This is a genomic window from Bradyrhizobium sp. UFLA05-108 (assembly GCF_059803455.1).
The window spans coordinates 73,765-97,832 of sequence record NZ_JBANAZ010000022.1 but is presented as its reverse complement, the minus strand read 5'-3'; the positions used below and the strand labels follow the sequence as shown (position 1 = coordinate 97,832).

Genomic DNA, 24,068 nt, shown 5'->3' with positions numbered 1-24,068 from the left:
CCACGCGCGCGTGATCGAGAGGCAACCATGACCATCAGCATCAACGTTCCTGATATTCACGAACTGAAGCCGCGGATCACCGTGTTTGGCGTCGGCGGCGCCGGCGGCAACGCCGTCAACAACATGATCACGGCGGGCCTTCAGGGCGTCGACTTCGTGGTCGCCAACACCGACGCGCAGGCGCTGACGATGTCGAAGGCGCAGCGCATCGTGCAGATGGGTACGCAGGTCACGCAAGGCCTCGGCGCCGGCTCGCAGCCGAACGTCGGTGCGGCCGCCGCGGAAGAGGTGATTGACGAGCTCCGCGACCATCTCTCGGGCGCCAACATGGTGTTCGTCACCGCCGGCATGGGCGGCGGCACCGGCACCGGTGCAGCTCCGGTGATCGCCAAGACCGCGCGCGACATGGGCATCCTCACCGTCGGCGTGGTGACCAAGCCTTTCCACTTCGAAGGCGGCCGCCGCATGCGCACCGCTGAAGCCGGCATCAACGAGCTGCACAAGGTCGTCGATACGCTGCTGATCATCCCGAACCAGAACCTGTTCCGGGTCGCCAACGAGAAAACCACCTTCGCCGACGCCTTCGCGATGGCCGACCAGGTGCTCTATTCGGGCGTTGCCTGCATCACCGACCTCATGGTGAAGGAAGGCCTGATCAACCTCGACTTCGCCGACGTCCGCGCCGTGATGCGTGAGATGGGCAAGGCGATGATGGGCACGGGCGAAGCCTCCGGCGACAAGCGCGCACTGACCGCGGCCGAAGCTGCGATCGCCAATCCGCTGATCGACGATTCCTCGATGAAGGGTGCCAAGGGCCTCCTGATCTCGATCACCGGCGGCAAGGACCTCACCTTGTTCGAGGTCGATGAAGCCGCGACCCGCATCCGCGAGGAGGTCGACCAGGACGCCAACATCATCGTCGGCGCCACCTTCGACGAAGCCCTCGACGGCCTGATCCGCGTCTCGGTCGTTGCCACCGGCATCGAGCAGGCGGCGATCGCCCGCAACAGCCAGGCCTCCAGCGCACCGGCGGTCGCCGTTGCCGCCCCGCAGGCTCCGGCCGCCGTGGCTGAAACCCGGCTCGCCGATCTCACCGCGCGGTTGCGCGCGGACAACCAGCGGCTCGCCGAGCGCGCCCAGAAGCTGGAAGCGCAGATCCCGCCGGCCGCAGCCGCGCCGGTCGCTGCCGCCCCCATGGCGCCGCGTCCCAATGTCGAGCGTGCCGCATTGGCTGCGATTGCCGCCGCTGTGGCTCCCGAAGTGCCGCATGCCCCGGCGCCCCAAACCTATGGCGACGTCACCGTGCGCCCGATCGCGCAAAAGCCCTCGCTGTTCCCCGAGCCGGAAGCAGCACCCGTCGCGATGCAGGAGCCGATGACGCCGGAAACCTTCATCCCGCCGCAGGCGGAGCGTCCGCCGCTGCGTGCGCCGCGGATGCCGCGCCTCGAGGACCTGCCGATGCCGGCTCAGGCCGAGATTCGCCAGGGCCGCGAGGCCGAGGACGAGCCGACCCAGAAGACCCGCCTGTCGCTGCTGCAGCGCCTTGCCAATGTCGGCCTTGGCCGTCGCGACGAGGAGAGTGAGCCGCCGGTTACGGCGCGCACCACCGGCCCGGCGATGCCGCCAATGCCCGAGCGCAAGCCGCAGCGCAGCGTGGCTCAGCAGATCGCAGCCAGCGATCCGGTATCGGAGTATGCCCGCCGGCCGGCGCCGCAGGGATTGGACGTCCATGGCCGCCCTGCGCCTGTTGCGCCGGGGCCACAGGGAGACGACCATCTTGACATCCCGGCCTTCCTCCGCCGGCAGGCGACGTGAGGATTGTTACAATCCTCCGAGCGGAAAAGGTCCTGGCGAATCGATCGCCGGGACCTTTGCTTTTGGCCGGGAGGATTCCGGGCTGCGAGACCAACTGACTGATTTTAAATGATTAATTATGTATTCCGTGGTGGAGTAAAGTTGCCGAAACCACCTCCAAACGTGGCGCAAATTGGTTCACGCCACGCCCGAATGCGGCAGAGTTGGGGTAACAATTGGTAAAAAAGCGTGAGTTGGCTTGTTTGGGGCAGTGACTATGGTCTGCGCGTGACTTGGGGATACGGAGATTCGAGCTGGTGCCTCGGACGGCCAGTTCGGTTCAGTATAAGTCGCAGTGGGTCGTAGGGTGGGCAGTTCCCGATGAAATTTAGCCGGCAAACAACGCTCCGCGCGCAGGCCACAGTGGTTGGCGTCGGCGTTCATTCCGGTCTCCCCGTCACGCTGACCTTGGGGCCTGCACCTGTCGATGCAGGCTTGGTTTTTGTCCGCACTGGTCTCGAAGGTTGCGACCGCGAAGTGCAGGCCACCGCCGAACAGGTCATCGCAACCGATTTCGCGACCGTGCTTGGCGACCGCGACGGCGCACTGGTGTCGACCGCTGAGCACGTGCTTGCGGCACTGCGTGGCATGGGCGTGGACAACGCCACCATCGAAATCGACGGTCCGGAAGTTCCGATCATGGACGGTAGCGCAGCGGCGTTCGTCGCGGCGATCGACCAGGCCGGCATCGTCAGCCAGCCGGCACAGCGCCGGTTCATCCAGATTTTGAAGCCGGTCTCGGTTGCGATTGGTGATTCCTTCGGCGAGCTGCGGCCTTACGCCAACGGCTTCCGTGCCGAGGTCGAGATCAATTTCGCCAATCCCGTGATCGGCCGGCAGGCCTACACGTTCGAGCTCAGCCCGGAGCGCTTCCGCCGCGAGATCGCGCGGGCCCGCACCTTCGGCCTGATGTGCGATCAGGCGCGTCTCTGGAGCGCGGGCTTTGCGCGCGGCGCCTCCTTCGAGAACACCGTCGTGTTTGACGAGGAGCGGCTGCTGAATACCGAAGGTCTGCGCTACGCCGACGAATGCGTGCGCCACAAGGTGCTGGACGTGGTGGGAGATCTGGCGCTGGCCGGCCTTCCGCTGCTCGGCGCCTACCGTTCGGTCCGCGGCGGCCACAAGCTCAACCACGCCGTCCTGACCGCGCTGCTTGCCGATCGGACTGCCTGGCGGGTGGTAGAAGGTGAGGCGGCTCGCCGCACCACGCGTCCGGTGGTCGAGGTCGGCAGCGGTATCGTGGGTGGCCGGATTGCCGCCGCCTACGGGCCGGACGTGTCCTGAACGGCCGATTCCGGCCGCTTTGGCTAGCCAGCGCATTTCCTGGTAACCATGATCGACTAGCTTCAGTGCACCGTCGCCTTAATCCGGGCGAAATGCCTGCCTATCCGGGACGTTACCGATCGTTTTTGGGCTATAACGGCTTGGGTCGCATGGCAGGGCGCCGAAGCACGGGCAAACAGATTTCGCGGCCGTGGCGGGGTCATGGCGTGGCGGGCAGCGCATCACAGGGCGTCAGGTCTTAATTTATGTCAGCACAGCGTATGACGCGCGAATCACTCACGGCTTCGCTCGCGCCCTCGGCGCGACGGTTGCTGCAGGCTGCCACGTTCCTCGTGCTCGCGCTGCCGCTCGGCGGCTGCGGCGCGGGCGAACTGTGGGACAAGTTCACCGCCAAGGACGACACCTTCGTCGAGGAGCCGGCCGACAAGCTCTACAATGAGGGCCTGTACCTCATGAACGAGAAGAAGGACATCAAGGCGGCGAACAAGAAGTTCGAGGAGGTCGACCGGCAGCACCCCTATTCCGACCTGGCCCGCAAGTCGCTTCTGATGTCGGCTTACGCGTCCTACCAGGCGGGCGACTATGACAGCTGCATCGGCTCTGCGAGCCGTTACGTCACCCTGCATCCCGGCAGCCCGGACGCGGCCTACGCGCAATATCTGATCGCGGCCTCCCATTACGACCAGATCCCCGACATCAGCCGCGACCAGACCCGCACCGAGAAGGCGATCGCCTCGCTCGAAGAGGTGGTGCGCAAATATCCGAACTCCGAATACGCGACCAGCGCCAAGGCCAAGATCGAGGGCGGGCGCGATCAGCTCGCCGGCAAGGAGATGGCCGTCGGTCGCTATTACGCGCAGAAGCGCGACTTCACGGCCGCGATCAACCGCTACAAGACCGTGGTCACGCAGTACCAGACCACGCGCCACGTCGAGGAGGCGCTCTACCGCCTGACCGAGGCCTATATGGCGATCGGCATCGTTGGCGAGGCGCAGACCGCCGCCGCCGTGCTCGGGCACAATTTTCCTGACAGCCGCTGGTACAAGGACGCCTATAATCTTGTAAAATCCGGCGGTCTCGAGCCGAGCGAGAATCAGGGGTCCTGGATCAGCAGGACCTTCAAGAAGATGGGCCTCGGCGGCTAGGAAATTTTGGGGTTCCATGCTGGCGCGTCTGTCGATCCGTGACATCGTCCTGATCGAACGGCTCGATATCGAATTCGCGACCGGCCTTGCGGTTTTGACCGGCGAGACCGGCGCGGGAAAATCCATCCTGCTCGATGCCTTTGCGCTGGCGCTCGGCGGCCGCGGCGACGCCGGCCTCGTGCGCCACGGCGCGGAGCAGGGGCAGGTCACGGCCGTGTTCGACGTGCCCAAGGCCCATCCCGCGACGAAGATCCTCGCCGAGAACGGGCTGGAAGAGGCGAGTTTTGCAGATTCTTGCGAGATGATCCTGCGCCGCGTGCAGCTCGCCGACGGCCGCACCCGCGCCTTCATCAACGACCAGTCGATCAGCGTGCAGACCCTCAAAGCGGTCGGTGCCGCGCTGGTCGAGATCCACGGCCAGCATGACGAGCGCGCGCTGGTCGATGCTTCCACGCATCGCCGCCTGCTCGATGCCTTTGCCGGGCTGGAGAAGGATGTCACGGCCGTTGAAGCGCTGTGGGATGCGCGGCGCACCGCCAACACCGCGCTGGAGGAGCATCGCGCCGGCATGGAGCGCGCCGCGCGCGAGGCGGATTATCTGCGTCATGCCTCGGACGAATTGAAGCAGCTTGCGCCGAAGGACGGCGAGGAGACCGCCCTGGCCTCCCGCCGTACCACCATGATGCAGGGCGAGAAGATCGCCTCCGACCTGCGCGAGGCGCAGGAAATCGTCGGCGGTCACAATTCGCCGGTCGCGGCTCTTTCGGCGGCAGTGCGAAGGCTGGAACGCCGCGGCGTCAATTCACCGGCGCTGGTCGAGCCCGCGGTGAAGGCGATCGACGCCGCGATCAATTCGTTGGAGGAGGCCGACCAGCATCTCCAGGCCGCGCTCGCCGCCACCGATTTCGACCCCTTGGAGCTCGAGCGTATCGAGGAGCGGCTGTTCGCGCTGCGTGCAGCCTCGCGCAAATATTCGACGCCCGTCGATGGCCTGGCAGCGCTTGCCGCGAAGTACGCGGCCGATGTCAGGCTGATCGACGCCGGCGCCGAACAGTTGAAGAAGCTCGAGCAGTCCGCGATCGAGACTGATGCGCGCTACGCGGCAGCTGCCGAGAAGCTCTCGGCTGCACGCCAGAAATCGGCCGAAAAGCTCAACAAGGCCGTCAATGCCGAGCTCGCGCCGCTCAAGCTCGAACGCGCGAAATTCATGACCCAGGTCGAGACGGATGAGCGCGCACCGGGACCGCAGGGGTTCGATCGCGTCGAGTTCTGGGTGCAGACCAATCCGGGCACCAAGCCGGGGCCGCTGATGAAGGTTGCCTCCGGCGGCGAGCTGTCGCGCTTCCTCCTCGCGCTGAAGGTCGTGCTGTCCGACCGCGGCTCGGCGCCGACCCTGGTGTTCGACGAAATCGACACCGGCGTTGGCGGCGCGGTGGCAGATGCCATCGGCGCACGGCTCGCGCGGCTTGCCGGCCAGGTGCAGGTGATGGCCGTGACCCACGCCCCGCAGGTCGCCGCACGCGCCGACCAGCATCTGCTGATTTCCAAGGACGCCCTCGACAAGGGCAAGCGCGTCGCCACCCGCGTCAATGCGCTCGCCGCCGACCACCGCCGCGAGGAGATCGCGCGGATGCTGGCGGGGGCGGAGATCACGGCGGAGGCGAGGGCGGCGGCGGAGCGGTTGTTGAGGGCGGCGACGGCGTAGATCTCGTGTCCCGGACGCGGTGCAGCGCGCAGCGCTGCTCCGCAGAGCCGGGACCCACAATGGTGCCTCAAGATGGGCCCCGGATCAGCAGCGCACCGCTTTGCGCTGCGCAGCGTCCGGGGCACGAGATTTCCACACGCCCTTAACCTCGCGCAGCGTCTGTCGTATTCAACGGTCATGGCAAGAGCAGCAAAATCCAAAACGAAGACGCTTCCCGACGTCGCCGATCTCACCAAGGCGCAGGCCAAGGTCGAGCACGTGCGGCTTGCCCTCGAACTCGAGGGGCACGACAAGCGCTACTATCAGGACGACGCGCCGACGATAACGGATGCCGAATATGACGCGCTGCGCCAGCGCTTCAATGCGATCGAGAAGCGCTTTCCGGAATTCGTCAGCGCCGAGTCGCCGTCGCAGAAGATCGGCGCGGCGCCGTCCGGACGCTTCAAGAAGGTCCGGCACGCAGTGCCGATGCTGTCGCTCGACAACGCCTTTGCGGAAGAGGACGTGCGTGATTTCGTTGGTCGCATTGCGCGCTTCCTGAAGCTTGCCGACGACAGGATCGATTTCTCCGCCGAGCCCAAGATCGACGGGCTCTCGATGTCGCTGCGCTATGAGGGCGGCGAGCTCGTCACCGCGGCGACACGCGGCGACGGCGCGGAGGGCGAGGACGTCACTGCCAACATCCGTACGCTCGAGGACGTGCCGAAGAAGCTCAAAGGCCGCAACGTCCCCGACATCTGCGAGGTGCGCGGCGAGGTCTACATGACCAAGAAGGCTTTTCTTGCGCTCAACGAGCGGCAGAAGGCGGCCGGCGACACCATCTTCGCCAATCCGCGCAACTCGGCCGCAGGCTCGCTGCGGCAGAAGGACCCCGGGATCACCGCCTCGCGCCCGCTTGGCTTCTTTGCTTATGCGTGGGGGCAGATGAGTGCCATGCCGGAGGGCACGCAGAGTGGCATGATCCACTGGTTCGAGCGCTGCGGCTTCAAGACCAATCCGCTGACCAAGCTCTGTCACTCCGTTGAGGAGCTGCTCGCGTTTCATCATTCAATCGAAGAGCAGCGTGCCGAGCTCGACTACGACATCGACGGCGTGGTCTACAAGGTCGACCGCATCGACTGGCAGGAACGGCTCGGCTTCGTGTCGCGCACGCCGCGCTGGGGTATTGCGCACAAGTTTCCGGCCGAGCGCGCCATGACGGTGCTGCGCGACATCGAGATCCAGGTCGGTCGCACCGGCTCGTTCACGCCGGTCGGCAAGCTCGAACCGATCGGCGTCGGCGGCGTGATCGTGCAGAACGTCACGCTGCACAACGAGGACTACATCAAGGGCATTGGCAACAAGGGTGAGGTGCTGCGCGAGGGCCGTGACATCCGGATCGGCGACACCGTCGTGATCCAACGCGCTGGCGACGTCATCCCGCAGGTCGTCGACGTCGTGATCGACAAGCGGCCGAAGAATGCGAAGGAATTCCAGTTCCCGAAGAAGTGCCCGTGCCCGCTACACACCGATGTGGTGCGCGAGGAGACGGCGACGGGCGAGGAGGGGTCGCGCGCCCGCTGCACCGGCGAGTTCGCCTGTCCCTATCAGAAGATCGAGCATTTGAAGCTGTTCGTGTCGCGGCGGGCGTTCGACATCGATGGCCTCGGCGAGAAGCAGCTTCAGTACTTCTTCGACGAAGGATTTGTGAAGGAGCCCGCCGACATCTTCACGCTGCAGAAGCGCAATGCGAAGCTGAAGCTGGAGGAGATCGAGGGTTACGGCGAGACCTCGATACGCAACCTCTTCGGCGCCATCGAAAGCCGGCGCAACATCGCGCTGGAGCGCTTCATCTATGCGCTCGGCATGCGTCATGTCGGCGAGACCACGGCGCTCGCGCTGGCGCGCGGCTATGGCTCATGGGATGCCTTCCACGACGCCTGCCTGAAGGTCGCTCACGGCGACGAGGAGGCAATTGCCGACATGGATGCGCTGGACCAGATCGGCGACACCGTGATCAAGAGCATCGCCGACTATTTCGGCGAGAGCCACAACCGCGGCATCGTCGAGCGGCTGACCGGCGAAGTCGACATCATCGACGCCGAGAAGCCGAAGAGCAACTCGGCCGTCGCCGGCAAGACCGTGGTGTTCACGGGCTCGCTGGAGAAGATGACGCGGGATGAGGCCAAGGCGACCGCGGAACGGCTGGGCGCGAAAGTGTCGGGCTCGGTGTCGAAGAAGACCGATCTCGTCGTCGCCGGCCCCGGCGCAGGGTCCAAGTTGGCTGACGCCAACAAGCACGGCGTCAAGGTGCTGACCGAGGATGAGTGGCTGAAGCTGATCGGGGAGTGAGGTTTTGGCGCTCGCTGCTGCCTCTTGCTTCGCCGTCATCGCCCGCGCAGGCGCAGGCGGGCGATCCAGTATTCCAGGGGCCGTGCGAGGATACGGAGAGGCCGCGGCGTACTGGATCCCCCGCTTTCGCGGGGGATGACACCGAGAGTGTTGGAACAGCTGTCGCTCGCGGCGACCCCTCACATCATCCCGCTCTCTTCCTCTTCCGCCTGCTCGATCAGTTCTTCGCTGACCACGACCTCGCGTCGCGGCACGATGAAGATCATGGTGGAGGCGCACAGCAGTGAGATCGCCGTTATCGCTGAAGTCAGCGGCAGCGTCGTCGTGGAGTGGCCGCCGAGATAGGCGCCGAATTGCGATACCAGCGACCCGATGCCCTGTTGCAGGAAGCCCATCGCGCCTGACGCAGTGCCGGCGGCTTCGGGGCGGACGCTGATGGCGCCCGCGGCCGAGTTCGCCATCACGAAGGCATTGCCGACCATCACGATCATCTGCGTGCCGAACAGCCAGCCTGGTGCCTCGTTCCAGCCGGTCAGGCTCCAGACAAGGTTCAGGACGCTGCCGCTGAGCTGCAGTGCGAGCCCGAACCAGATCAGCCTCTCCAGCGAGTGCCGCGGCGAAAAGCGCACGCAAAGGAGATTGCCGACCAGATACGCAAACGCCGTGGTCGCGAACCACGCGCCATATTCGGCGCTGCTGCGGCCCATCTGCGTGACCACGATGTAGGGGCCGCCACCGGCGAAGGTGAAAATGATCTGCGAGGCCAGCACCTGGCACAGCACATAGCCGACGAAGGCGCGATTGCGGATGAGGCTGCCGACGTCGCCGCGAAAGCCGCTGCCGGCGGCGCGAGCGCGGCGCGTCTCGGGCAGCGTCAGCGCGATGCCGACGGAGACTAAGAGCGAACCTCCCGTGATGGCGTAGAAGATCGCGCGCCAGCCGAACGCAGTCTCGATCAGGCCGCCGGTCAGGGGTGAGAGCATTTGCGCGATCATCATGACGGCGACGACGAGGCTGATCATCGCGCCGACGCGCTCGCGCTCGTAGAGGTCGCGGATGATGGCGCGGCTCACCACCATGCCCGTGGCACCGCCCAGCGCCTGGAAGAAGCGTGCTGCGATCAGTTGCGGCAGGTTATCCGCGAAGATGCAGGCGATGCTTGCCGCGACCATGAGCGCGAGCCCTGCGAGCAGCACCGGTCGCCGGCCGAACCGGTCGGACAGCGGTCCCATGATGATCTGCGAGCAGGCGATGCCGACCATGTAGAGCGACACCGTCATCTGCGCGACCGAGATGTCGCGACCGAACGTCGTCGCCAGCACCGGCAGCGCCGGAACCAGCATGTAAAGCGAGATCGGCGCGACGCCGGTCATGGCGACGAGCAACATCAGCATCACGCGAGAGGTCGCGAGGTTCTGTTGCGCCGAGAGCGTCGGCTTGCCCATCATGCCATGCATGGATCGACACTAGCCGCATGACGGGATCAGCGAATACCGATGTTTCGGAATACGGCCATGCGCGATGCCGGCACCGCAAATCTACCGTCATCCCACGAGGCGTCGCCACAAAACAGGTGTCATCGCCCGGCTCGACCGGGCGATCCAGTACGCCGCGGCTTCTCAGGATACGACCAGTGCCTCTGGAATACCGGATTCCCCGCCTGCGCGGGGAATGACAGCGGAGGTTGGGGCGAGAGTTGCGGCGAACGCGACGGTGCTATGCACTATGTCAGCTCCGCCGTCGCCTCATCGAGCCAAGCCTTCGTCGCATCATCGAGCGCCGGCCGCACTTCGGCCCTGACGCGGGCGTGGTAGGCGTTGAGCCAGTCGAGCTCATCCGTGCTCAGCATCGCGACAGCGATCAGGCGCCGGTCGATCGGCGCGAGCGTCAGCGTCTCGAAGGCGTTCATCGGCTTCTCGGCGCCGGCGATGTCGGCGGCAACCACCAGCTCGAGATTCTCGATACGAATGCCAAAACCGTCGGTCTTGTAGTAGCCGGGTTCGTTGGAGAGGATCATGCCGCGCTTGAGCGGCGTGGTGCCGAGCTTCGAAATGCGCGCCGGCCCTTCATGAACGGAGAGATAGCTGCCGACGCCGTGGCCGGTGCCGTGCTCGAAATCGACGCCGGCGGCCCAGAGATATTGCCGGGCCAGCGTGTCGAGCTGCGCGCCGGTTGTACCGTCGGGAAACACTGCGCGTGCGATCGCGATATGGCCGCGCAGCACGCGCGTGAAGCGGTCGCGCATCTCCGCGGTCGGCTCGCCAACGGCCATGGTGCGCGTGACGTCGGTGGTGCCATCCTCATACTGCGCGCCGGAATCGATCAAGAGCAGATCGCCGCGTGCGATCCGCCGGTTGCTCTTGCGGGTGACACGGTAATGCACGATGGCGCCGTTCGGGCCCGTTCCGGAAATGGTCGGGAACGACACGTCCTTTAGTGCGCCGGTGTCACGGCGGAACGTCTCCAGCGCCTCCACTGCGTCGATCTCGGTCAGCTTGCCCGAGGGTGCCTCGCGATCGACCCATGCGAGGAAGCGGGCCAACGCCACCGCGTCACGCCGGTGCGCAGTCTTCGTCCCAGCGATCTCGGTGGCGTTCTTGACCGCCTTCAGCAGCGCCACCGGATCGGCGCCGCGCAGCGGCTTGCCGCCGCCGCTCGTGATCAGCCGGCTGAGCGCGTCGGCGGCCGTCGCATTGTCCAGCGCGATCGCTGCGCCGCTCTTGGCGAGCGCCATCAGCGTCGGCGTCAATGCATCTGGCTCGTGCACATCGGCGGATTGCTCGAGATGGTCGCGCGTCAGGTTGGAGAGCTTTCGGTGGTCGATGAACACGGTCGGCCGGCCGTCCTTCGGCACCAAGGCGTAGGACAGCGGCAACGGCGTGTGCGCGACGTCGCTGCCACGAATGTTGAAGCTCCAGGCCACCGCATGGCTGTCCGACAGCACCAGTGCATCGGCGCCCAGCTTGCCGATCTCGCTGCGGATCTGCGCGACCTTCTCCGCCTCCGCGATCCCCGCATGTTGCAGGGCGTGAATCACGACCGGCGCGATTGGAGCGGGCGGCCGGTCGTGCCAGATGGCATCGACCGGGTTCGAATCGACGGCCACCAGCTCGGCGCCGGCCTTGGCGCAGGCGGCGGATAGGCGTTCGGCTGCCGCAAAAGTGTGCAGCCACGGATCAAATCCTAGGCGGTCGCCCGTCTTCAGATGCGCGGACAGCCAGCTTTCCGGCGGTGGATCGATCAGCGACTCCACAGCCCAGGCCTTTGCGTCGACCTGCTTGGCCGCCTGCAGCGTATAGCGGCCGTCGACGAACACCGCCGCCTCTTGCGGCAGCACGACCGCCAGTCCCGCCGAGCCGGTGAAGCCGGTGAGCCAGGCCAGCCGCTCCTCCGACGGGGCCACATATTCATTCTGCTGCTGGTCGGCGCGCGGAATGACGAAGCCGGTCAGCTTGCGGCGGGCGAGTTCCTCGCGAAGTGCTGCAAGCCGCGCGCTCAATGCGACGCCGGCCTCCGGCTCCTCGAATGTCTGGAAGTGAGCTTCGAACATGCTGTGACTATCTTAGGGTGATGGTGATTGCTCCGCAATGTGGACGCAATCGTTGTGCATTGGCATAGACTGTGCTTGCGAAGTTCCATTCGCGTTGAGTGGAGTAATGGATGCGGCTTCCGCGCTTCGTCCGGATGACAGGGCAAAAAGAGCAAGTGGTTCATCTCAATGGCGAGGGGACACACGATGCCTGCGTTTATGTTTGAAAAGATCTCGCCTCCGGTCCGTCGCGGACCCTCTCCTCCCGAGCCCGAGAAGCCGCGCGGCGTCATCTACCAGATGATCGACCGTTTCGCCGAGCGCCGCGCCAAGCGGATGTTGCGCGAGAAGCGCGTTCCGATTGGCCGCGACGACAAATCGACGGAGTAGCAAGCGCTGCATCGTCGACAGCGTAGTCCGTAGGGTGGGCAAAGCGAAGCGTGCCCACCACTTCTATCGCCCGGTGCGGATCGATGATGGCACGGCGCGCGAAGAGCGCGCCTTTGCCCGCCCTACAGCACCTCACCCCATCTTCCGCAGCAACAGGCTGCTCCAGCCCTCGATCCGCAAGTGCCGCACCGGCACCAGCCCGCGCGCGCGATAGGCCGCGATGACCGCGGGCGCCTGGGGCGTCAGGAGCCCGGAGAGGATGACCTGCGCGCCCGGCGCGAGGCGGCGCGTCATGGGGCCCGCCAATTGCCGCAGGGGGTTGGCTAGAATGTTGGCCAGCACCAGGTCGAACGGTCCCCACGCGGCAAAATCGGGCGCGGCAAAGCCGGTGGCACGGATCGCATGCACGTGGTGACCGGCCTCGTTCAGGCTCGCGTTCTCGCGAGCCACGCGCACCGAGGGCGGGTCGATGTCGCTCGCCAGCACCACGCGATGCAGCGCCTTGGCCGCTGCGATCGCCAGCACGCCGGTCCCGGTGCCGAGGTCGAGCACGCGCTTCGGCCGAGAACCTTTCAAGACATGGTCAAGCAACAGTAAACAGCCGCGCGTCGTGCCGTGATGGCCGGTGCCGAAGGCCAGCGCCGCCTCGATCTCGATGGCCAGCTTGTTCGGTGGCACGCGATCGCGATCGTGGCTGCCATGGACGACGAAGCGCCCGGCCGGAACGGGCACCAGATCCGCAAGGCTCGCCTTGACCCAATCCTTGGCCTCGACGCTGTCGAACACCAGCGTGTCCGCGGTCTGGCTACCTGCCGCTTCAGCGATGATTCCCCTCAGGAAATCCTGATCCGGCGCATCCGCGAAGTGCAGGGTGACATCCCAGCGCCCGTCGGGTTGCTCGAATGCGGCGACCGCCGCGTCACCATCGAAAAAGACCTCGGTCAGGATGTCGACGACACGCTTGGCGGCGGCCTCGTCGCCTATCGCAAAGCTCGCGCGGTGGGTGGGGAATGGGGGCATTTGATTCAAATTTACTCGCTCAATTCGATCCAATTTAATGAGTTATCGCCTCGCATCATTCTCAAAACTTGTGGTTCCCGTGTTTATTCAACTTTAGGTTCCGCTCCGTAGATTACCGGATGTTGGGTGCAGCCAACGAAACTGGAAATTGGAGGCAAATCTTGAAGCGCATGGTTCAAAAGTTCTGGTCTGATGAGTCTGGCGCCACCGCGATCGAATACGGTCTGATCGCAGCCGGCATCGCCCTGGCGATCATTACCGTGGTCAACAACCTGGGTACCAGCCTGAATGACAAGTTCGGTTCAGTTAGCAGCTCCTTGAAGTAATTTCCGCCTCCCTTTTCCGAGCGGGGGCTATTTCATTGAAGACAGCGATCGACGCCCGCGGGGGAACGCCCCCTGCGGGCGCAGTCGTTTCTGACGGTGTCCGGTGGTGTCTCTAAGCTTCGAAAGGGAGTGACGTGTGATAGATGAGAAGCGAAACGCCGCAGACCTTCGTTGGAGCGAAGAAGTCGGCGCGTCAATCGTCGACGAATTGCTGGTCGCAAAATTGATAATGGAAGACCAGGCCGAATGGGCGCGTCAAATAGTGGCCCAAGACCTTCATATCCAACTGGTCTCTGGCCACAGGCCTCCAGATTCAAAGTGAGACGCTACCCGCTGCACAGGGTTTCCCTTCGTTAGCCCAAGGTTTGTCCACCGGCTTGTCCACAGGGATATCCCGGCCGTCGTGCGAGGATGTCCCCAGTCGGTCCCCAGGGTTTCTCCCGATTATCACGCTAGCTTTCCCTACGCGTTGGACACGCCTGTGCACGGGCTATCCACACGCTTATCCACGGCCTGCGAACAGAGAGCGGTGATCCCTCAAGATCGTCCGCGCCGCATTGTGGCCGGGCGCGCCCGTGACGCCGCCGCCGGGGTGCGCGCCGGAGCCGCAATGGTAGAGGCCCCTCAGCGGCCCGCGGTAGTCGGCGTGTCCCAGCATCGGGCGGGCCGAGAAGAGCTGGTTGAGTGTCAGTGCGCCGTGGAAGATGTCGCCGCCGAGCAGGCCGAATTGCCGCTCGAGATCGAGCGGGGAGAGGATCTGGCGGCCAAGCACGCTCGCGGCAAAGCCCGGTGCGTATTTGTCCACCGTCGCGATCATGAGGTCGGCGACCTCCTCGCGATGGTCGTCCCACGATTGGCCCTCAGGCAGCTCCGGCGCGACGTGCTGGCAGAATAGGCTGGCGACGTGCTTGCCTGCCGGTGCGAGCGTGTCATCGAGCGTCGAGGGGATCAGCATCTCGACGACAGGTGAGCTGCTCCAGCCCTGCTCGCGCGCATCCAGATAGGCGCGGTCCATATAGGCGAGACTCGGCGCGATGATGATCCCGGAGGTCAGATGATCGCCGTCGCCAGGGAGCGCCGTAAAGGACGGCAGGCGATCCAGCGCGACGTTCATGCGGAAGGTGCCAGAGCTGTTCTTCCAGTGCCGGATGCGGGCGAGGAAGTCGGCAGGGACGGCGTCCGCTGCGACGAGGCGCGTATAGAGTAGCTTTGGGTTGACGTTGGAGGCAACGTATTTCGCGCGGATGCTCTGGCCGCTCTCCAGCACGACGCCCACAGCACGATCACGCTCGACGATCACCTCGCGCACGCCGGCGTCGGTTTGAATCGCAACGCCCTGGTCGCGCGCGGCGCGCGCCATCGCCTGCGTGATTGCGCCCATGCCACCGATGGCGTGGCCCCAGACGCCCTTCTTGCCGTTCACCTCGCCGAAGGCGTGATGCAGCATCACGTAGGCCGAGCCAGCCGCATATGGGCTGGCGTAGTTGCCGACGATGGCGTCGAATCCGAACAGCGCCTTGACGAGATCGTGCTCGAAACGATCGTCCAGCATCTCGCCGGCCGACCGCGTGAACAGGTCGAGCAGGCTGCGGCTCTGCTCCAGGCTCAAGCGGCGCAGGATGTTGGCGCTTTGCAGAGCGTTGATGCTCTCGCGGATGCTACCCGTGCCAAAGCCCTCCACGAGGTTCGGAGGCGCGCGCAGCACGAACTGGCGCAGCACGTCGGCGATGGCCTCGAGCTCGCGCGAAAAGCCGTCGAGCGCCTCGGCATCATGCGCGCTGAGCCGGGCCACGGAGTCTTTCGTTCGCCCTTCACCGGTGACGAGATAGCTGCCATCGGCTGCGGGTAGAAAATTCTGCGCACGCCGCTCAACGATACGCAAGCCGTGCTCGGCGAGCTTGAGATCGCTGATGACCTGCGGATTGAGCAGGCTCACCGTATAGGCGGCGACCGAATTCCTGAAATCGGGGTGGAACTCCTCGGTCACCGCGGCGCCCCCGACAACCTTGCGCCGCTCGACCACCGTCACCCGCAGCCCCGCCATCGCGAGATAGGCCGCGCAGGTGAGGCCGTTATGGCCCGCGCCGATGATGACGACGTCGGTTTCGGTCATGAAAGCTTCAACATTCTCGACTGCCGCCGCAGAGGCGGTCCCGGAAATGACGCCTGTATATCAGGCATTCGCTGTCGCGACAGTCCCACCCTTTATTGCCCGTTCATGCGCCTTGTGCTCCATTGCGCGCGCCCGGCGCCCGCCGGGGTTTTGCCGGAGCTTTCATGGATTCGATCGTGCCTCCCACCGTCACCGAGCAGCCGTCCGCCTCGCGCAACCGGCTGGTGCTGACGGTCTACACCGCCGCGATCTTCGTCAGCGCGCTGCTGCTGTTCTCGGTGCAGCCGCTGTTCACGAAAATGGTGCTGCCGCGGCTCGGCGGCTCGCCGGCGGTGTGGTCGGTGGCGATGGTGTTCTTCCAGTCGCTACTGCTCGCCGGCTATGCCTATGCGCATTTCCTGATGCAGATCAGGAACCGCGTGATTCCCGTCGTCATCCATCTCGTGCTGCTGGTAGTGGCCTTGCTGACGCTGCCGCTCGGGATTGCGCATTCGTTCGGCGAGCCTCCGACCTCGGGCTATGCGTTCTGGCTGCTCGGCCTGTTTGCAGTGTCGATCGGCCTGCCGTTCTTCGCGCTCGCCGCCAACAATCCGCTGTTGCAGGCGTGGTTCGTCCGCACTGGCCACCCCGATGGTCCCGATCCCTATTTCCTTTACTCCGCCTCCAATATCGGCAGCTTCCTCGCGCTGTTGTCCTATCCGGTGCTGCTGGAGCCGGTGTTCACGCTGCGCACACAGAATTGGCTCTGGACCGTCGGCTATGGGTTATTGATCCTGTTGATCGCGGCCTGTGGCGTGCTGCTGTTGCGCTCGCCGGCGCCGGCGGTGGCTGAGGCGCGAACCGAGGACACGAGCTCGCCGGCCCCGAGCTGGCTCGTTCGCACACGGTGGATCTTCCTTGCTGCGGTGCCTTCCGGCCTCCTGATCGCGGTAACCGCGCATATCTCGACTGACGTCGCCGCCGCACCGCTTCTCTGGGTGGTGCCTTTGTCGCTCTACCTCTTGACCTGGGTGCTGGTGTTCCAGTCGCGGCCGCTGTTGCCGCACAGATGGATGCTGAGGCTCCAGCCGCTCGCGATTGCCGGCACCGTGATCCTGCTGGCTTTCGGCGGCGAGCAGAATCTGCTGCTGACGCTGGGCGGCCACCAGCTCTGCTTCTTCGTCATCGCTATGGCCTGCCATGGCGAATTGGCGCGCACGCGACCGGCCGCAAAATATCTCACCGGCTTCTATGTCGCGCTGTCATTCGGCGGCATGGTCGGCGGCCTGTTCGCCGGCCTCGTCGCGCCTTTCACTTTCTCCTGGATCGCGGAATATCCGATCCTGATCGCGCTCGCCGCGCTATGCCGGCCATCGGCAGGCGAGCGGCTTGCTTCCATCATGAAGTGGTACTGGCTCGTGCTCGCCGCGCTCGCCATCGCACTGGTGGCGCCGTCCTATTCAACCGGCCAAATCCCAGAGCAGGTCACGACCTGGTTCGAGGATCACCGCGTCTGGATCGCCGGCGCCGTCGGCCTGCTCGCAGCGCTTCTGGCGCTCGCGCTCAATGCCAACCGCTGGAAGATCTTTGCAACGATCGTGCTCGCACTGGCGCTGACCCGCGTCTACCCGGCGGATGAAGGCCGCGTCGAGACGGTGCGCAGCTTCTTCGGCGTGCACAAGATCGTGGTGACGCCCGGCGGTTATTTCCACGTGCTGATGCACGGCACCACGATCCACGGCGCCGAGCGTTTCCGCAACAATGACGGCACGCCGGTCGAGGGGCGGCCCGAGCCGATCACCTACTATCACAGGGATGGCGGCATCGGTCAGGCCATCGCTGCCATGCGCGAGCGCAAGGGCGCACCGCTAAAGGTGGCCGCGATCGGCGTCGGCTCCGGCACGCTCGCCTGCGCCGCCGAACCCGGCGAAAGCTGGAAGTTCTTCGAGATCGACCAGACCATGGTCGATACCGCGAGCGATCCCAAATATTTCCGCTACATCTCGAGCTGTGCGCCGGGCCTGAAGCCGGTGATCGGCGATGCGCGTCTGACCTTCGCCAAGGAGCCTGACGGCATCTATGACCTCATCATCGTCGATGCCTACTCCTCGGACGCGATCCCGATCCATCTTGCGACCGAAGAAGCGATGAAGATCTACAAGGACAAGCTCGCCCCGCACGGCGCAGTCGTGATGCACATCTCCAACCGCCATCTCGACCTCGAGCCGGTCGTGGTCGGCATTGCCGATGCCAACGATCTCAAGAGCTGGGTCTACAACGAGGATTCCGGGCGTGATGCGGACTACATCTTCGCGACCGACGTCGTCGTCTCCGCGCGCGAGGAAGCCGATGTCGGAAAGCTCGCCTCCTCCAAGCAATGGGAGGAGACCGAGGCCGACGACAAGGTGCGGGTCTGGACCGACGACTACTCCAACATCATCGGCGCGCTGTACCGGCGTCTGCGGGACGGGGAGTAGCTGAAAGTTCGTAGCCCGGCGCCCGCGCGAGGGGAGACCTACGGACTGACCGGCGTGCCTGCGGGCTGCGCGATGCCTTTTTCGCCGGCGACCTGCCGCAACAGGTCGGGGCGATCGGAGATGATGCCGTCGACGCCGATCTCGATCATCCGCGCCATGTCGTCCGCCTTGTTGACGGTCCAGACGACGACGCGCAGGCCGAGCTCGTGAGCTTCCGTGACCAGAGCCGCGGTCACGTCGCCGAAATAGGGTGACCAGACCGCGCCGCCGGCCGCCTTGATCGTGCGTGGCAGAGAGCCGCCATGATCGGCCGGATTGAAGCCCGCCGTCCACTCGGTGGCTCTGTCGAGGGCGTTGGTCGGCGCCGAGCCGCGCTGCAGCGTCAGATAGACGGTCGGAATTTTCGGTGCCTGCTGCTGGACCAGAAGCAGCGTCCGCCAGTCGAAGGACTGAATCATGACGCGGCCCGAAAACCCCGCGGCGTCGATGAGGCCGAGAAGATGCGTGACAAAGGCTCGCGGATCCGGCGACTCGTCCGGATGGTTCGGATCGATCTTGGTCTCGATGTTGAAGCGCACGCGCGTATTGCCGGATTTTTCGACTAGCGCGAACACCTCCTTCAGCGTCGGAATCCGCGTCCCCTGCACCGCGCGCTGCTCGGGAAACTGCTTGGCGTAGGCACTGTCAGGGCGGATCTGACCGACGTCATACGTCCTGACCTCGTCGAGCCGCAGTTTTACGAACGGCGTCCCCGGAGCACCGACATAGGCGCCTGCGGCGTCGCGCGCGAGATCCGGATTGAGGCCGCGCTCATGCGACACGACGACCTCGCCGTCCGCGGTGACGCCGACGTCGAGCTCCAGCGTGTCGACGCCCATCGACAGCGCGTTGGCGAAGGCGGGCAGGGTGTTTTCCGGCAGCAGCGCGCGCCCGCCGCGATGCGCTTCGAGATCGAAGGTTGAATCGAAGGCCATGGCCCGTCCAGCGATGAGAACACAAAAGGCCGTTAGGATCGTCAGGGCAGGGGATGGCATCGGAGCACGCAGGGCAAGAGGGAAGCAGGAGGTTTGAACCGGTTTTCGACGGCTTTGGCCAGTCTACAGGCATTTGCGCCCGTTGGCTTCGCCCGAGTGCTGAAGATCGGAGACCGTGGCTTTCAGGCCGCGGCCCGGCGTCCTCGCATGCTGTCGACAGCGGCGGCTGCGGCCTTTACTCTTGAGGCCATTGTCATTTGAAGCGTGTGACGGGGGCCTCCATATGCGCCGCGCTCGCGTCTTCGCCGCCCTCATGCTGGCGGTCTCGTTATTCGGCGAGCCCGCTTTCGCCCAGCGCGGCAATGATTTTGATTCGCTCCAGGCGCAGATGGCGGCAAGCATCCAGGCGGGCCGCATGGCCGAGGCCCTGGCGGCCGCCGAGAAGCTCGAGGTGCTGGTTCGCCGGCGGCAGGGCACCGACAACATGAACTATGCCGGGGTGCTGCACAATGAAGGCCTGTGCCTGCACAATCTCGGACGCTACGGCGAGGCCGTCGACAAGCTCAACGCGGCGCTCGCGATCAAGCTGCGCAACACCGACGTTGCCTCGACGCTGCGTACCTCGAACATCCTGGTCACCTCCCTCGGCATGCTCGACCGACGCACCGAGGCGACGGCGATCGCCGAGCGTGCGCTGGCGCTCGGCACATCTTCCTTCGGCGCCAATGACGTCAGGCTTGCAAGCACCCTTGCCGCTCTCGGCGGGCTTGCGCGCGACAAGGAGAATTTTGGTGAGGCCGCGCGCTATTTCGAAACCGCGCTGGCGAGCTGGCAAAACACCCCGAATGCACCGCCGCACGAAATTGCCACAGCGATGGACGATCTCGGCGACGTGTACGGCCTGCTCGGACGCTTCGACGACGGCGAGCGTCTCCTGAAGCAGGCGCTCGACACACTCGACAAGGCCTATGGCCGCGATGCTGAAGCTGCTCCCAACCACGAGAAGACGCTGAACGATCTCGGCAACCTCTATCAGGCCGTCGGCCGCTTTGCCGATGCCGAGGCGATCTTCCGGCGCGCACTCGCGGTCGGCCGCGCGCGGCGTAGCGAGGATCATCCGCTCGTTACGGGGGCGACTGGCAATCTGGCAATCGTTCTGGAGCGGCAGTCGCGCTTTGCCGAAGCGGAAAAACTCTATCAGCAGATGCTTCAGGCCTATGAAAAGCAATACGGCCCCAACCACCCGATCACGGCGATTGCGCTCGTCAACCTCGCCAACAACTATGTCGACCAGCGAAAGGTCGAGGCGGCCGTGGGCCTGCAGGAGCGCGCGCTTGCGATCGACGAGAAGGCGTTCGGCGCCGACAGCGCCGATGTCGGGCGCATCCTCACCAACCTCGCCAACAGCTATCGCAGCCTCGGCCGAGCCGAACAGGCGATCCCGCTCTACCAGCGCTCGCTGCTGCTGATGGAGCGGAAGTTCGGCCAGGGCGCCGCCCAGACCGCCGTCGCGGCGAACTCGCTCGGTCAGGCCTTGGTGGAGGCTGGACGAGCCGACGAGGCCAGGCAATATCTCGGCCGCGCGCTCGAGATCGACGAGCGCCTGCTGGGCAATGCCCATCCGCAGCTCATCGGCGATCTTCGCAGCATCGCGGTGCTCGATCTCAGGACCGGTCAGCTCGCCGATGCACGGGAAAAACTTCGCCGTGCGCTCGCCATCGCACAGGAGAGGCTCGGCGCGAACCATCAGGACACCATTGCCACGATGGTCAATCTCGCCGACGTCGACGCGCGCGAAGGCAAATGGACCGATGCGCTCGCGATGCTGCGGCGGGCATCGGCGGCGTTGAACGCGCTGCGCAATACGCAGTTCACCCGTTTCACCGAGATTGACCCGGCGTTGATCGAAGCGATCTGGCGCGTTTCGGACGGCAGGCCTGACGATACGGCAAGGGACGAGGCGTTTGGCGCCGCGCAGCGGGCCCATGATACCAAGGCGGGCGCGGCGCTGTCGCAGATGGCGGTGCGGTTCGGCGCCGGCAGTGACGCAATCGCGGTGCTGGTGCGGCGGCAGCAGGACCTGAAAGTCATGCTCGACACGCTCGACAAGCGCGTCACGACCGAGCTCGGCCAGCCCGACGGTAAGCGCAACGACGTGCTGATCAGCAGCCTTCGCGCTGAGATCGCGCGAACGCAAAAATCCTACGACGAGGCCTCGACCCTGCTCGACAAGGGCTTTCCCGCCTACGCCGAACTGTCGGATCCCGAGCCGCTGCCGATCGCGCAGGCGCAGGCTCTACTGAAGCCCGATGAGGCGCAGGTCGCCTTTCTCGTCCTGGACGACAAGACCTACGTGTTCGCCGTGACACGTGAGACGAGCGCGCTGCGCCAGATCGCGCTCGGCAGCAAGGCGATCAGCGACCGCGTCGCGCATCTGCGGCTCGGACTTGCCAATTCCGAGGCGACGCAGACATCGTTCGATCTCGATGCCGCCTTTGAGCTCTACGCCGCGCTGCTTGGTCCGGTCATGGCGGACATCTCCGGCAAGCCGAAACTGCTGGTGGTTCCCGCGGGCGCGCTGACCAGCCTGCCGTTCCACGTGCTGGTGACGAAGAAACCCGATCCAGCGCTCGGCAAGGATGATCGCTACCGGCAGGCGGCCTGGCTGCTCAATGAGCGCGTGATCACCGTGCTGCCCTCGGTGGCGAGCCTGCGCGCGCTACGCAGCTTTGCGAAGGATTCGCGTGCGTCGAGACCGTTCGTCGGGTTCGGCGATCCTGTGTTCCAGCGCGCGAGCGGCGACAAGCGCGCGAGCGCCGGGCGCAATGTGCAGCCTTACCAGAGCTACTATGATGGCACGAGCGTCGATCTGGAGCGGCTGCGCACGGGCTTGCCGGCGCTCCCGGAAACCGCGGGCGAATTGCAGGCGGTGGCGCGCGCGCTCGGCGCCTCGCCGCAGGACGACGTCAAGCTCGGTCCGGCCGCGACCGTCACCAATGTCAGCACGCTGCCGCTCGATCAGTATCGCGTCGTCGATTTCGCGACGCATGGTCTCGTGGCCGGCGAGGTCAACGGTCTCGCCGAGCCCGCCCTGGTGCTGACCTTGCCGGACAAGCCGACGCGCGAGGACGACGGCCTGCTCACCGCCAGCCGGATCGCAAGGCTCAAGCTCGATGCCGACTGGGCGGTGCTGTCGGCGTGCAACACGGCGGCCGGCGACAGGCCCGGTGCCGAGGGCCTGTCGGGCCTTGCGCGCGCATTCTTCTACGCCGGTGCCCGCGCGCTGCTGGTGTCGCACTGGCCGGTCGATTCCGAGGCGGCCGTGCGGCTGACCACCGGCGCGTTCTCCGAACTCGCCTCACATCCCGGCATCGGCCGCGCCGAGGCACTGCGCCGCTCCATGCGGGCGCTGATCGCCGACCGCGCCTCGCCGCGCAATGCCGATCCCGCCGTCTGGGCGCCGTTCGTGCTGGTCGGCGAAGGTGGTTAGCGCGTCCAGATAGCCGGTCGCTTCAGCCGTCAGTTCTGATAGTTGTAGTAGGTGCGCGGCTGATAGTACTGGCGGGGCTGCTGCTGATAATAGCCCTGCTGGCCGTAGCTCGGATCGTAAGTCTGGTACTGCCGCTGCGGCTGATAGACCTGCGCATCATAGACCTGGCGCGAGCTGCGCGGTGCTGGATAGCGGGCGCCGGTGTCGCTGCCGTCGGCCGGGTAGATATAGCCGTCGTCCTGTGGCACCACGCGGCGTCCCGGCTGCGCCTGCGGCGTCAGGTCGACGGGTTCGCCGGCTGCAGTGTATTGGTCACCGTACGGCTGCGCGGCGCGCGCCACCGCGCTGGTGCCGCGGCTGCGCGGATTGCGCATCAAGGCGACCTGGGCCGAGCCGGTCAGAGTCACTGTGGTGTTGAGCACGCCCTGCTCCTGCACCAGCGCATAGAGCGTCGAGGCATTCTCGCGCGACAACCGCACACAGCCATGGGACGCTGGCGTGCCGAGCCGGCCGACCGAGTCGGTGCCGTGGATCGCATGCCCGATCTTGGTGAAGAAGATCGAGTGCGGCATCGGCGCGTCGTCGAATTCCTTGGAGTAGTGATCCTCTTCCATGCGGAAGGCGCGGAAGCTGCCGCTCGGCGTCTCGCGGGAAGGGATGCCGGTCGAGACCGGCCAGTGATAACGCGCGACGCCGTCGACCGCGACGGTCATCCGCTGATTGTCCTTGTCGATGGTGATGTCGACCTTGGCCTGCGCGGTGCCCGCGCTGAAAAGCATCAATGAGACGATTGCAACAAATAAGGTACGCATTTTACTCCTGGCCTCCGGCCCGTTCGCGCAAGCGCCGCGGCTCTCCGTCCCCCGGCGTGTACTATGCCCGCAATCAGGTTTCGGTTCCAGTGGCCCGACTTGCCCATCGTTAACTTGGCGCCGGGCGTAAGCAAGGCTGCTTCATCACGAATCCGCGCGTGCGGCGTGACATTTTCGCGAGCGCGGCGCATCGCCAATTCGCCGTCACGGATGCGCAACCATTTGGCCGCAGCGGCGTTTCAAACCGCCTGCCGTCACCGGTCAAGTCGCCGGTCCATCCACTGGGATATTGAGATGAACAAAGCTCGCTCAACCGCGGCCGCGTTGCCGGCTGGTTTGCCTTTACGCCCCCTGTTTGCCGCATGCCTGCTGCTTGCGCTCCTGCCGGAGCCGGGACATACCCAGGGCATCGTGCGCGGCGCCCAGGAAGGTGCCTATGAAGGCAACCGCGTCGCCGGGCCTGTCGGCGGCGTGGTCGGAGGCGCTGTCGGGGCTGGTGTCGGCGGCGCCGTGGGCGCGGTCGAGGGCGTGTTCGGCATTCCCCATCACGGCTGGCGCCATCGCTGCCGCGGTTATTATGACGGCTACCACCACTTCCATTGCTACAGGTGACGGCTCAGATCGTCATTCCGGGGCGCG

The 24,068-nt window shown here is 65.4% G+C and carries 16 protein-coding genes; 10 read left to right on the top strand and 6 right to left on the bottom strand.

Going from position 1 to position 24,068, the window contains the following annotated elements:
- Nucleotides 1-27: 27 nt before the first annotated feature.
- From ftsZ to ligA, 5 genes are all read left to right on the top strand, one after another.
- Entirely contained in the window at nt 28-1,815 is a 1,788-nt protein-coding gene (ftsZ, locus tag SO140_RS18120; protein ID WP_449379302.1) for a cell division protein FtsZ, read from the top strand.
- Between the two features lie 360 nt (nt 1,816-2,175).
- Nucleotides 2,176-3,138, top strand: a complete 963-nt coding sequence (gene lpxC, locus SO140_RS18115; RefSeq protein WP_449379301.1) for a UDP-3-O-acyl-N-acetylglucosamine deacetylase — start codon at nt 2,176-2,178, stop codon at nt 3,136-3,138.
- Between the two features lie 245 nt (nt 3,139-3,383).
- Entirely contained in the window at nt 3,384-4,283 is a 900-nt protein-coding gene (locus SO140_RS18110) for an outer membrane protein assembly factor BamD (RefSeq protein WP_449379300.1), read from the top strand.
- Nucleotides 4,284-4,299: 16 nt separating this feature from the next.
- Nucleotides 4,300-5,988, top strand: coding sequence for a DNA repair protein RecN (gene recN / locus SO140_RS18105; protein ID WP_449379299.1), 1,689 nt, complete (start codon nt 4,300-4,302; stop codon nt 5,986-5,988).
- A 177-nt stretch (nt 5,989-6,165) separates the two neighbouring features.
- Nucleotides 6,166-8,319 (top strand): NAD-dependent DNA ligase LigA, encoded by a 2,154-nt coding sequence (gene ligA / locus SO140_RS18100; protein ID WP_449379298.1) that lies wholly within the window; start codon nt 6,166-6,168, stop codon nt 8,317-8,319.
- Nucleotides 8,320-8,498: 179 nt separating this feature from the next.
- On the opposite strand, the gene SO140_RS18095 is transcribed toward ligA, so the two are convergent.
- Together SO140_RS18095 and SO140_RS18090 are read right to left on the bottom strand one after the other, a co-directional pair.
- The gene (locus SO140_RS18095) at nt 8,499-9,776 is read right to left on the bottom strand and encodes a multidrug effflux MFS transporter (RefSeq protein WP_449379297.1); all 1,278 of its coding nucleotides are present in this window, start codon (nt 9,774-9,776) and stop codon (nt 8,499-8,501) included.
- 266 nt (nt 9,777-10,042) lie between these two features.
- A complete protein-coding gene (locus SO140_RS18090; RefSeq protein WP_449379296.1) occupies nt 10,043-11,869 on the bottom strand; it encodes an aminopeptidase P family protein in 1,827 nt (608 codons plus the stop codon).
- A 186-nt stretch (nt 11,870-12,055) separates the two neighbouring features.
- On the opposite strand from SO140_RS18090, the gene SO140_RS18085 reads away from it, so the two are divergent.
- Nucleotides 12,056-12,238 carry a hypothetical protein gene (locus tag SO140_RS18085; protein ID WP_449379295.1) on the top strand — a complete coding sequence of 61 codons (183 nt, stop codon included), beginning with the start codon at nt 12,056-12,058 and terminating at the stop codon, nt 12,236-12,238.
- Between the two features lie 132 nt (nt 12,239-12,370).
- Here the strand turns inward: SO140_RS18085 and SO140_RS18080 are convergent, their stop codons facing one another.
- Nucleotides 12,371-13,258 carry a 50S ribosomal protein L11 methyltransferase gene (locus SO140_RS18080; RefSeq protein WP_449379326.1) on the bottom strand — a complete coding sequence of 296 codons (888 nt, stop codon included), beginning with the start codon at nt 13,256-13,258 and terminating at the stop codon, nt 12,371-12,373.
- Nucleotides 13,259-13,428: 170 nt separating this feature from the next.
- On the opposite strand from SO140_RS18080, the gene SO140_RS18075 reads away from it, so the two are divergent.
- Nucleotides 13,429-13,584: a Flp family type IVb pilin gene (locus SO140_RS18075; protein WP_449379325.1), complete on the top strand. Its 156-nt coding sequence runs from the start codon at nt 13,429-13,431 to the stop codon at nt 13,582-13,584.
- Between the two features lie 502 nt (nt 13,585-14,086).
- Here SO140_RS18075 and SO140_RS18070 read toward each other — a convergent pair.
- Nucleotides 14,087-15,697 (bottom strand): phytoene desaturase family protein, encoded by a 1,611-nt coding sequence (locus SO140_RS18070; RefSeq protein WP_449379294.1) that lies wholly within the window; start codon nt 15,695-15,697, stop codon nt 14,087-14,089.
- A gap of 164 nt (nt 15,698-15,861) precedes the next feature.
- Between SO140_RS18070 and SO140_RS18065 the strand changes: the two genes are divergently transcribed.
- A complete protein-coding gene (locus SO140_RS18065) occupies nt 15,862-18,153 on the top strand; it encodes a fused MFS/spermidine synthase (protein ID WP_449379293.1) in 2,292 nt (763 codons plus the stop codon).
- A 38-nt stretch (nt 18,154-18,191) separates the two neighbouring features.
- On the opposite strand, the gene SO140_RS18060 is transcribed toward SO140_RS18065, so the two are convergent.
- Entirely contained in the window at nt 18,192-19,127 is a 936-nt protein-coding gene (locus SO140_RS18060; protein ID WP_449379292.1) for a glycerophosphodiester phosphodiesterase, read from the bottom strand.
- A gap of 283 nt (nt 19,128-19,410) precedes the next feature.
- Between SO140_RS18060 and SO140_RS18055 the strand changes: the two genes are divergently transcribed.
- The gene (locus SO140_RS18055; protein ID WP_449379291.1) at nt 19,411-22,617 is read left to right on the top strand and encodes a CHAT domain-containing tetratricopeptide repeat protein; all 3,207 of its coding nucleotides are present in this window, start codon (nt 19,411-19,413) and stop codon (nt 22,615-22,617) included.
- Nucleotides 22,618-22,646: 29 nt separating this feature from the next.
- Here the strand turns inward: SO140_RS18055 and SO140_RS18050 are convergent, their stop codons facing one another.
- A complete protein-coding gene (locus SO140_RS18050) occupies nt 22,647-23,429 on the bottom strand; it encodes a L,D-transpeptidase (protein WP_449379290.1) in 783 nt (260 codons plus the stop codon).
- A gap of 294 nt (nt 23,430-23,723) precedes the next feature.
- Here SO140_RS18050 and SO140_RS18045 point away from each other — a divergent pair, with 294 nt between their 5' ends.
- On the top strand, nt 23,724-24,041 hold the full coding sequence (locus SO140_RS18045) for a hypothetical protein (protein ID WP_449379289.1): 318 nt from the start codon (nt 23,724-23,726) through the stop codon (nt 24,039-24,041).
- Nucleotides 24,042-24,068: the final 27 nt, after the last annotated feature.

Excerpts from the sequence above, each read along its gene's own strand:
- SO140_RS18075 (WP_449379325.1), top strand. The coding sequence starts at position 13,429 with ATGGTTCAAAAGTTCTGGTCTGATGAGTCTGGCGCCACCGCGATCGAA.
- SO140_RS18065 (WP_449379293.1), top strand. The coding sequence starts at position 15,862 with ATGGATTCGATCGTGCCTCCCACCGTCACCGAGCAGCCGTCCGCCTCG.
- ligA (WP_449379298.1), top strand. The coding sequence starts at position 6,166 with ATGGCAAGAGCAGCAAAATCCAAAACGAAGACGCTTCCCGACGTCGCC.
- SO140_RS18085 (WP_449379295.1), top strand. The coding sequence starts at position 12,056 with ATGCCTGCGTTTATGTTTGAAAAGATCTCGCCTCCGGTCCGTCGCGGA.
- SO140_RS18045 (WP_449379289.1), top strand. The coding sequence starts at position 23,724 with ATGAACAAAGCTCGCTCAACCGCGGCCGCGTTGCCGGCTGGTTTGCCT.
- SO140_RS18060 (WP_449379292.1), bottom strand. The coding sequence starts at position 19,127 with ATGGCCTTCGATTCAACCTTCGATCTCGAAGCGCATCGCGGCGGGCGC.
- ftsZ (WP_449379302.1), top strand. The coding sequence starts at position 28 with ATGACCATCAGCATCAACGTTCCTGATATTCACGAACTGAAGCCGCGG.
- SO140_RS18095 (WP_449379297.1), bottom strand. The coding sequence starts at position 9,776 with ATGCATGGCATGATGGGCAAGCCGACGCTCTCGGCGCAACAGAACCTC.
- SO140_RS18050 (WP_449379290.1), bottom strand. The coding sequence starts at position 23,429 with ATGCGTACCTTATTTGTTGCAATCGTCTCATTGATGCTTTTCAGCGCG.
- SO140_RS18090 (WP_449379296.1), bottom strand. The coding sequence starts at position 11,869 with ATGTTCGAAGCTCACTTCCAGACATTCGAGGAGCCGGAGGCCGGCGTC.
- SO140_RS18110 (WP_449379300.1), top strand. The coding sequence starts at position 3,384 with ATGTCAGCACAGCGTATGACGCGCGAATCACTCACGGCTTCGCTCGCG.
- SO140_RS18070 (WP_449379294.1), bottom strand. The coding sequence starts at position 15,697 with ATGACCGAAACCGACGTCGTCATCATCGGCGCGGGCCATAACGGCCTC.
- lpxC (WP_449379301.1), top strand. The coding sequence starts at position 2,176 with ATGAAATTTAGCCGGCAAACAACGCTCCGCGCGCAGGCCACAGTGGTT.
- SO140_RS18055 (WP_449379291.1), top strand. The coding sequence starts at position 19,411 with ATGCGCCGCGCTCGCGTCTTCGCCGCCCTCATGCTGGCGGTCTCGTTA.
- recN (WP_449379299.1), top strand. The coding sequence starts at position 4,300 with ATGCTGGCGCGTCTGTCGATCCGTGACATCGTCCTGATCGAACGGCTC.
- SO140_RS18080 (WP_449379326.1), bottom strand. The coding sequence starts at position 13,258 with ATGCCCCCATTCCCCACCCACCGCGCGAGCTTTGCGATAGGCGACGAG.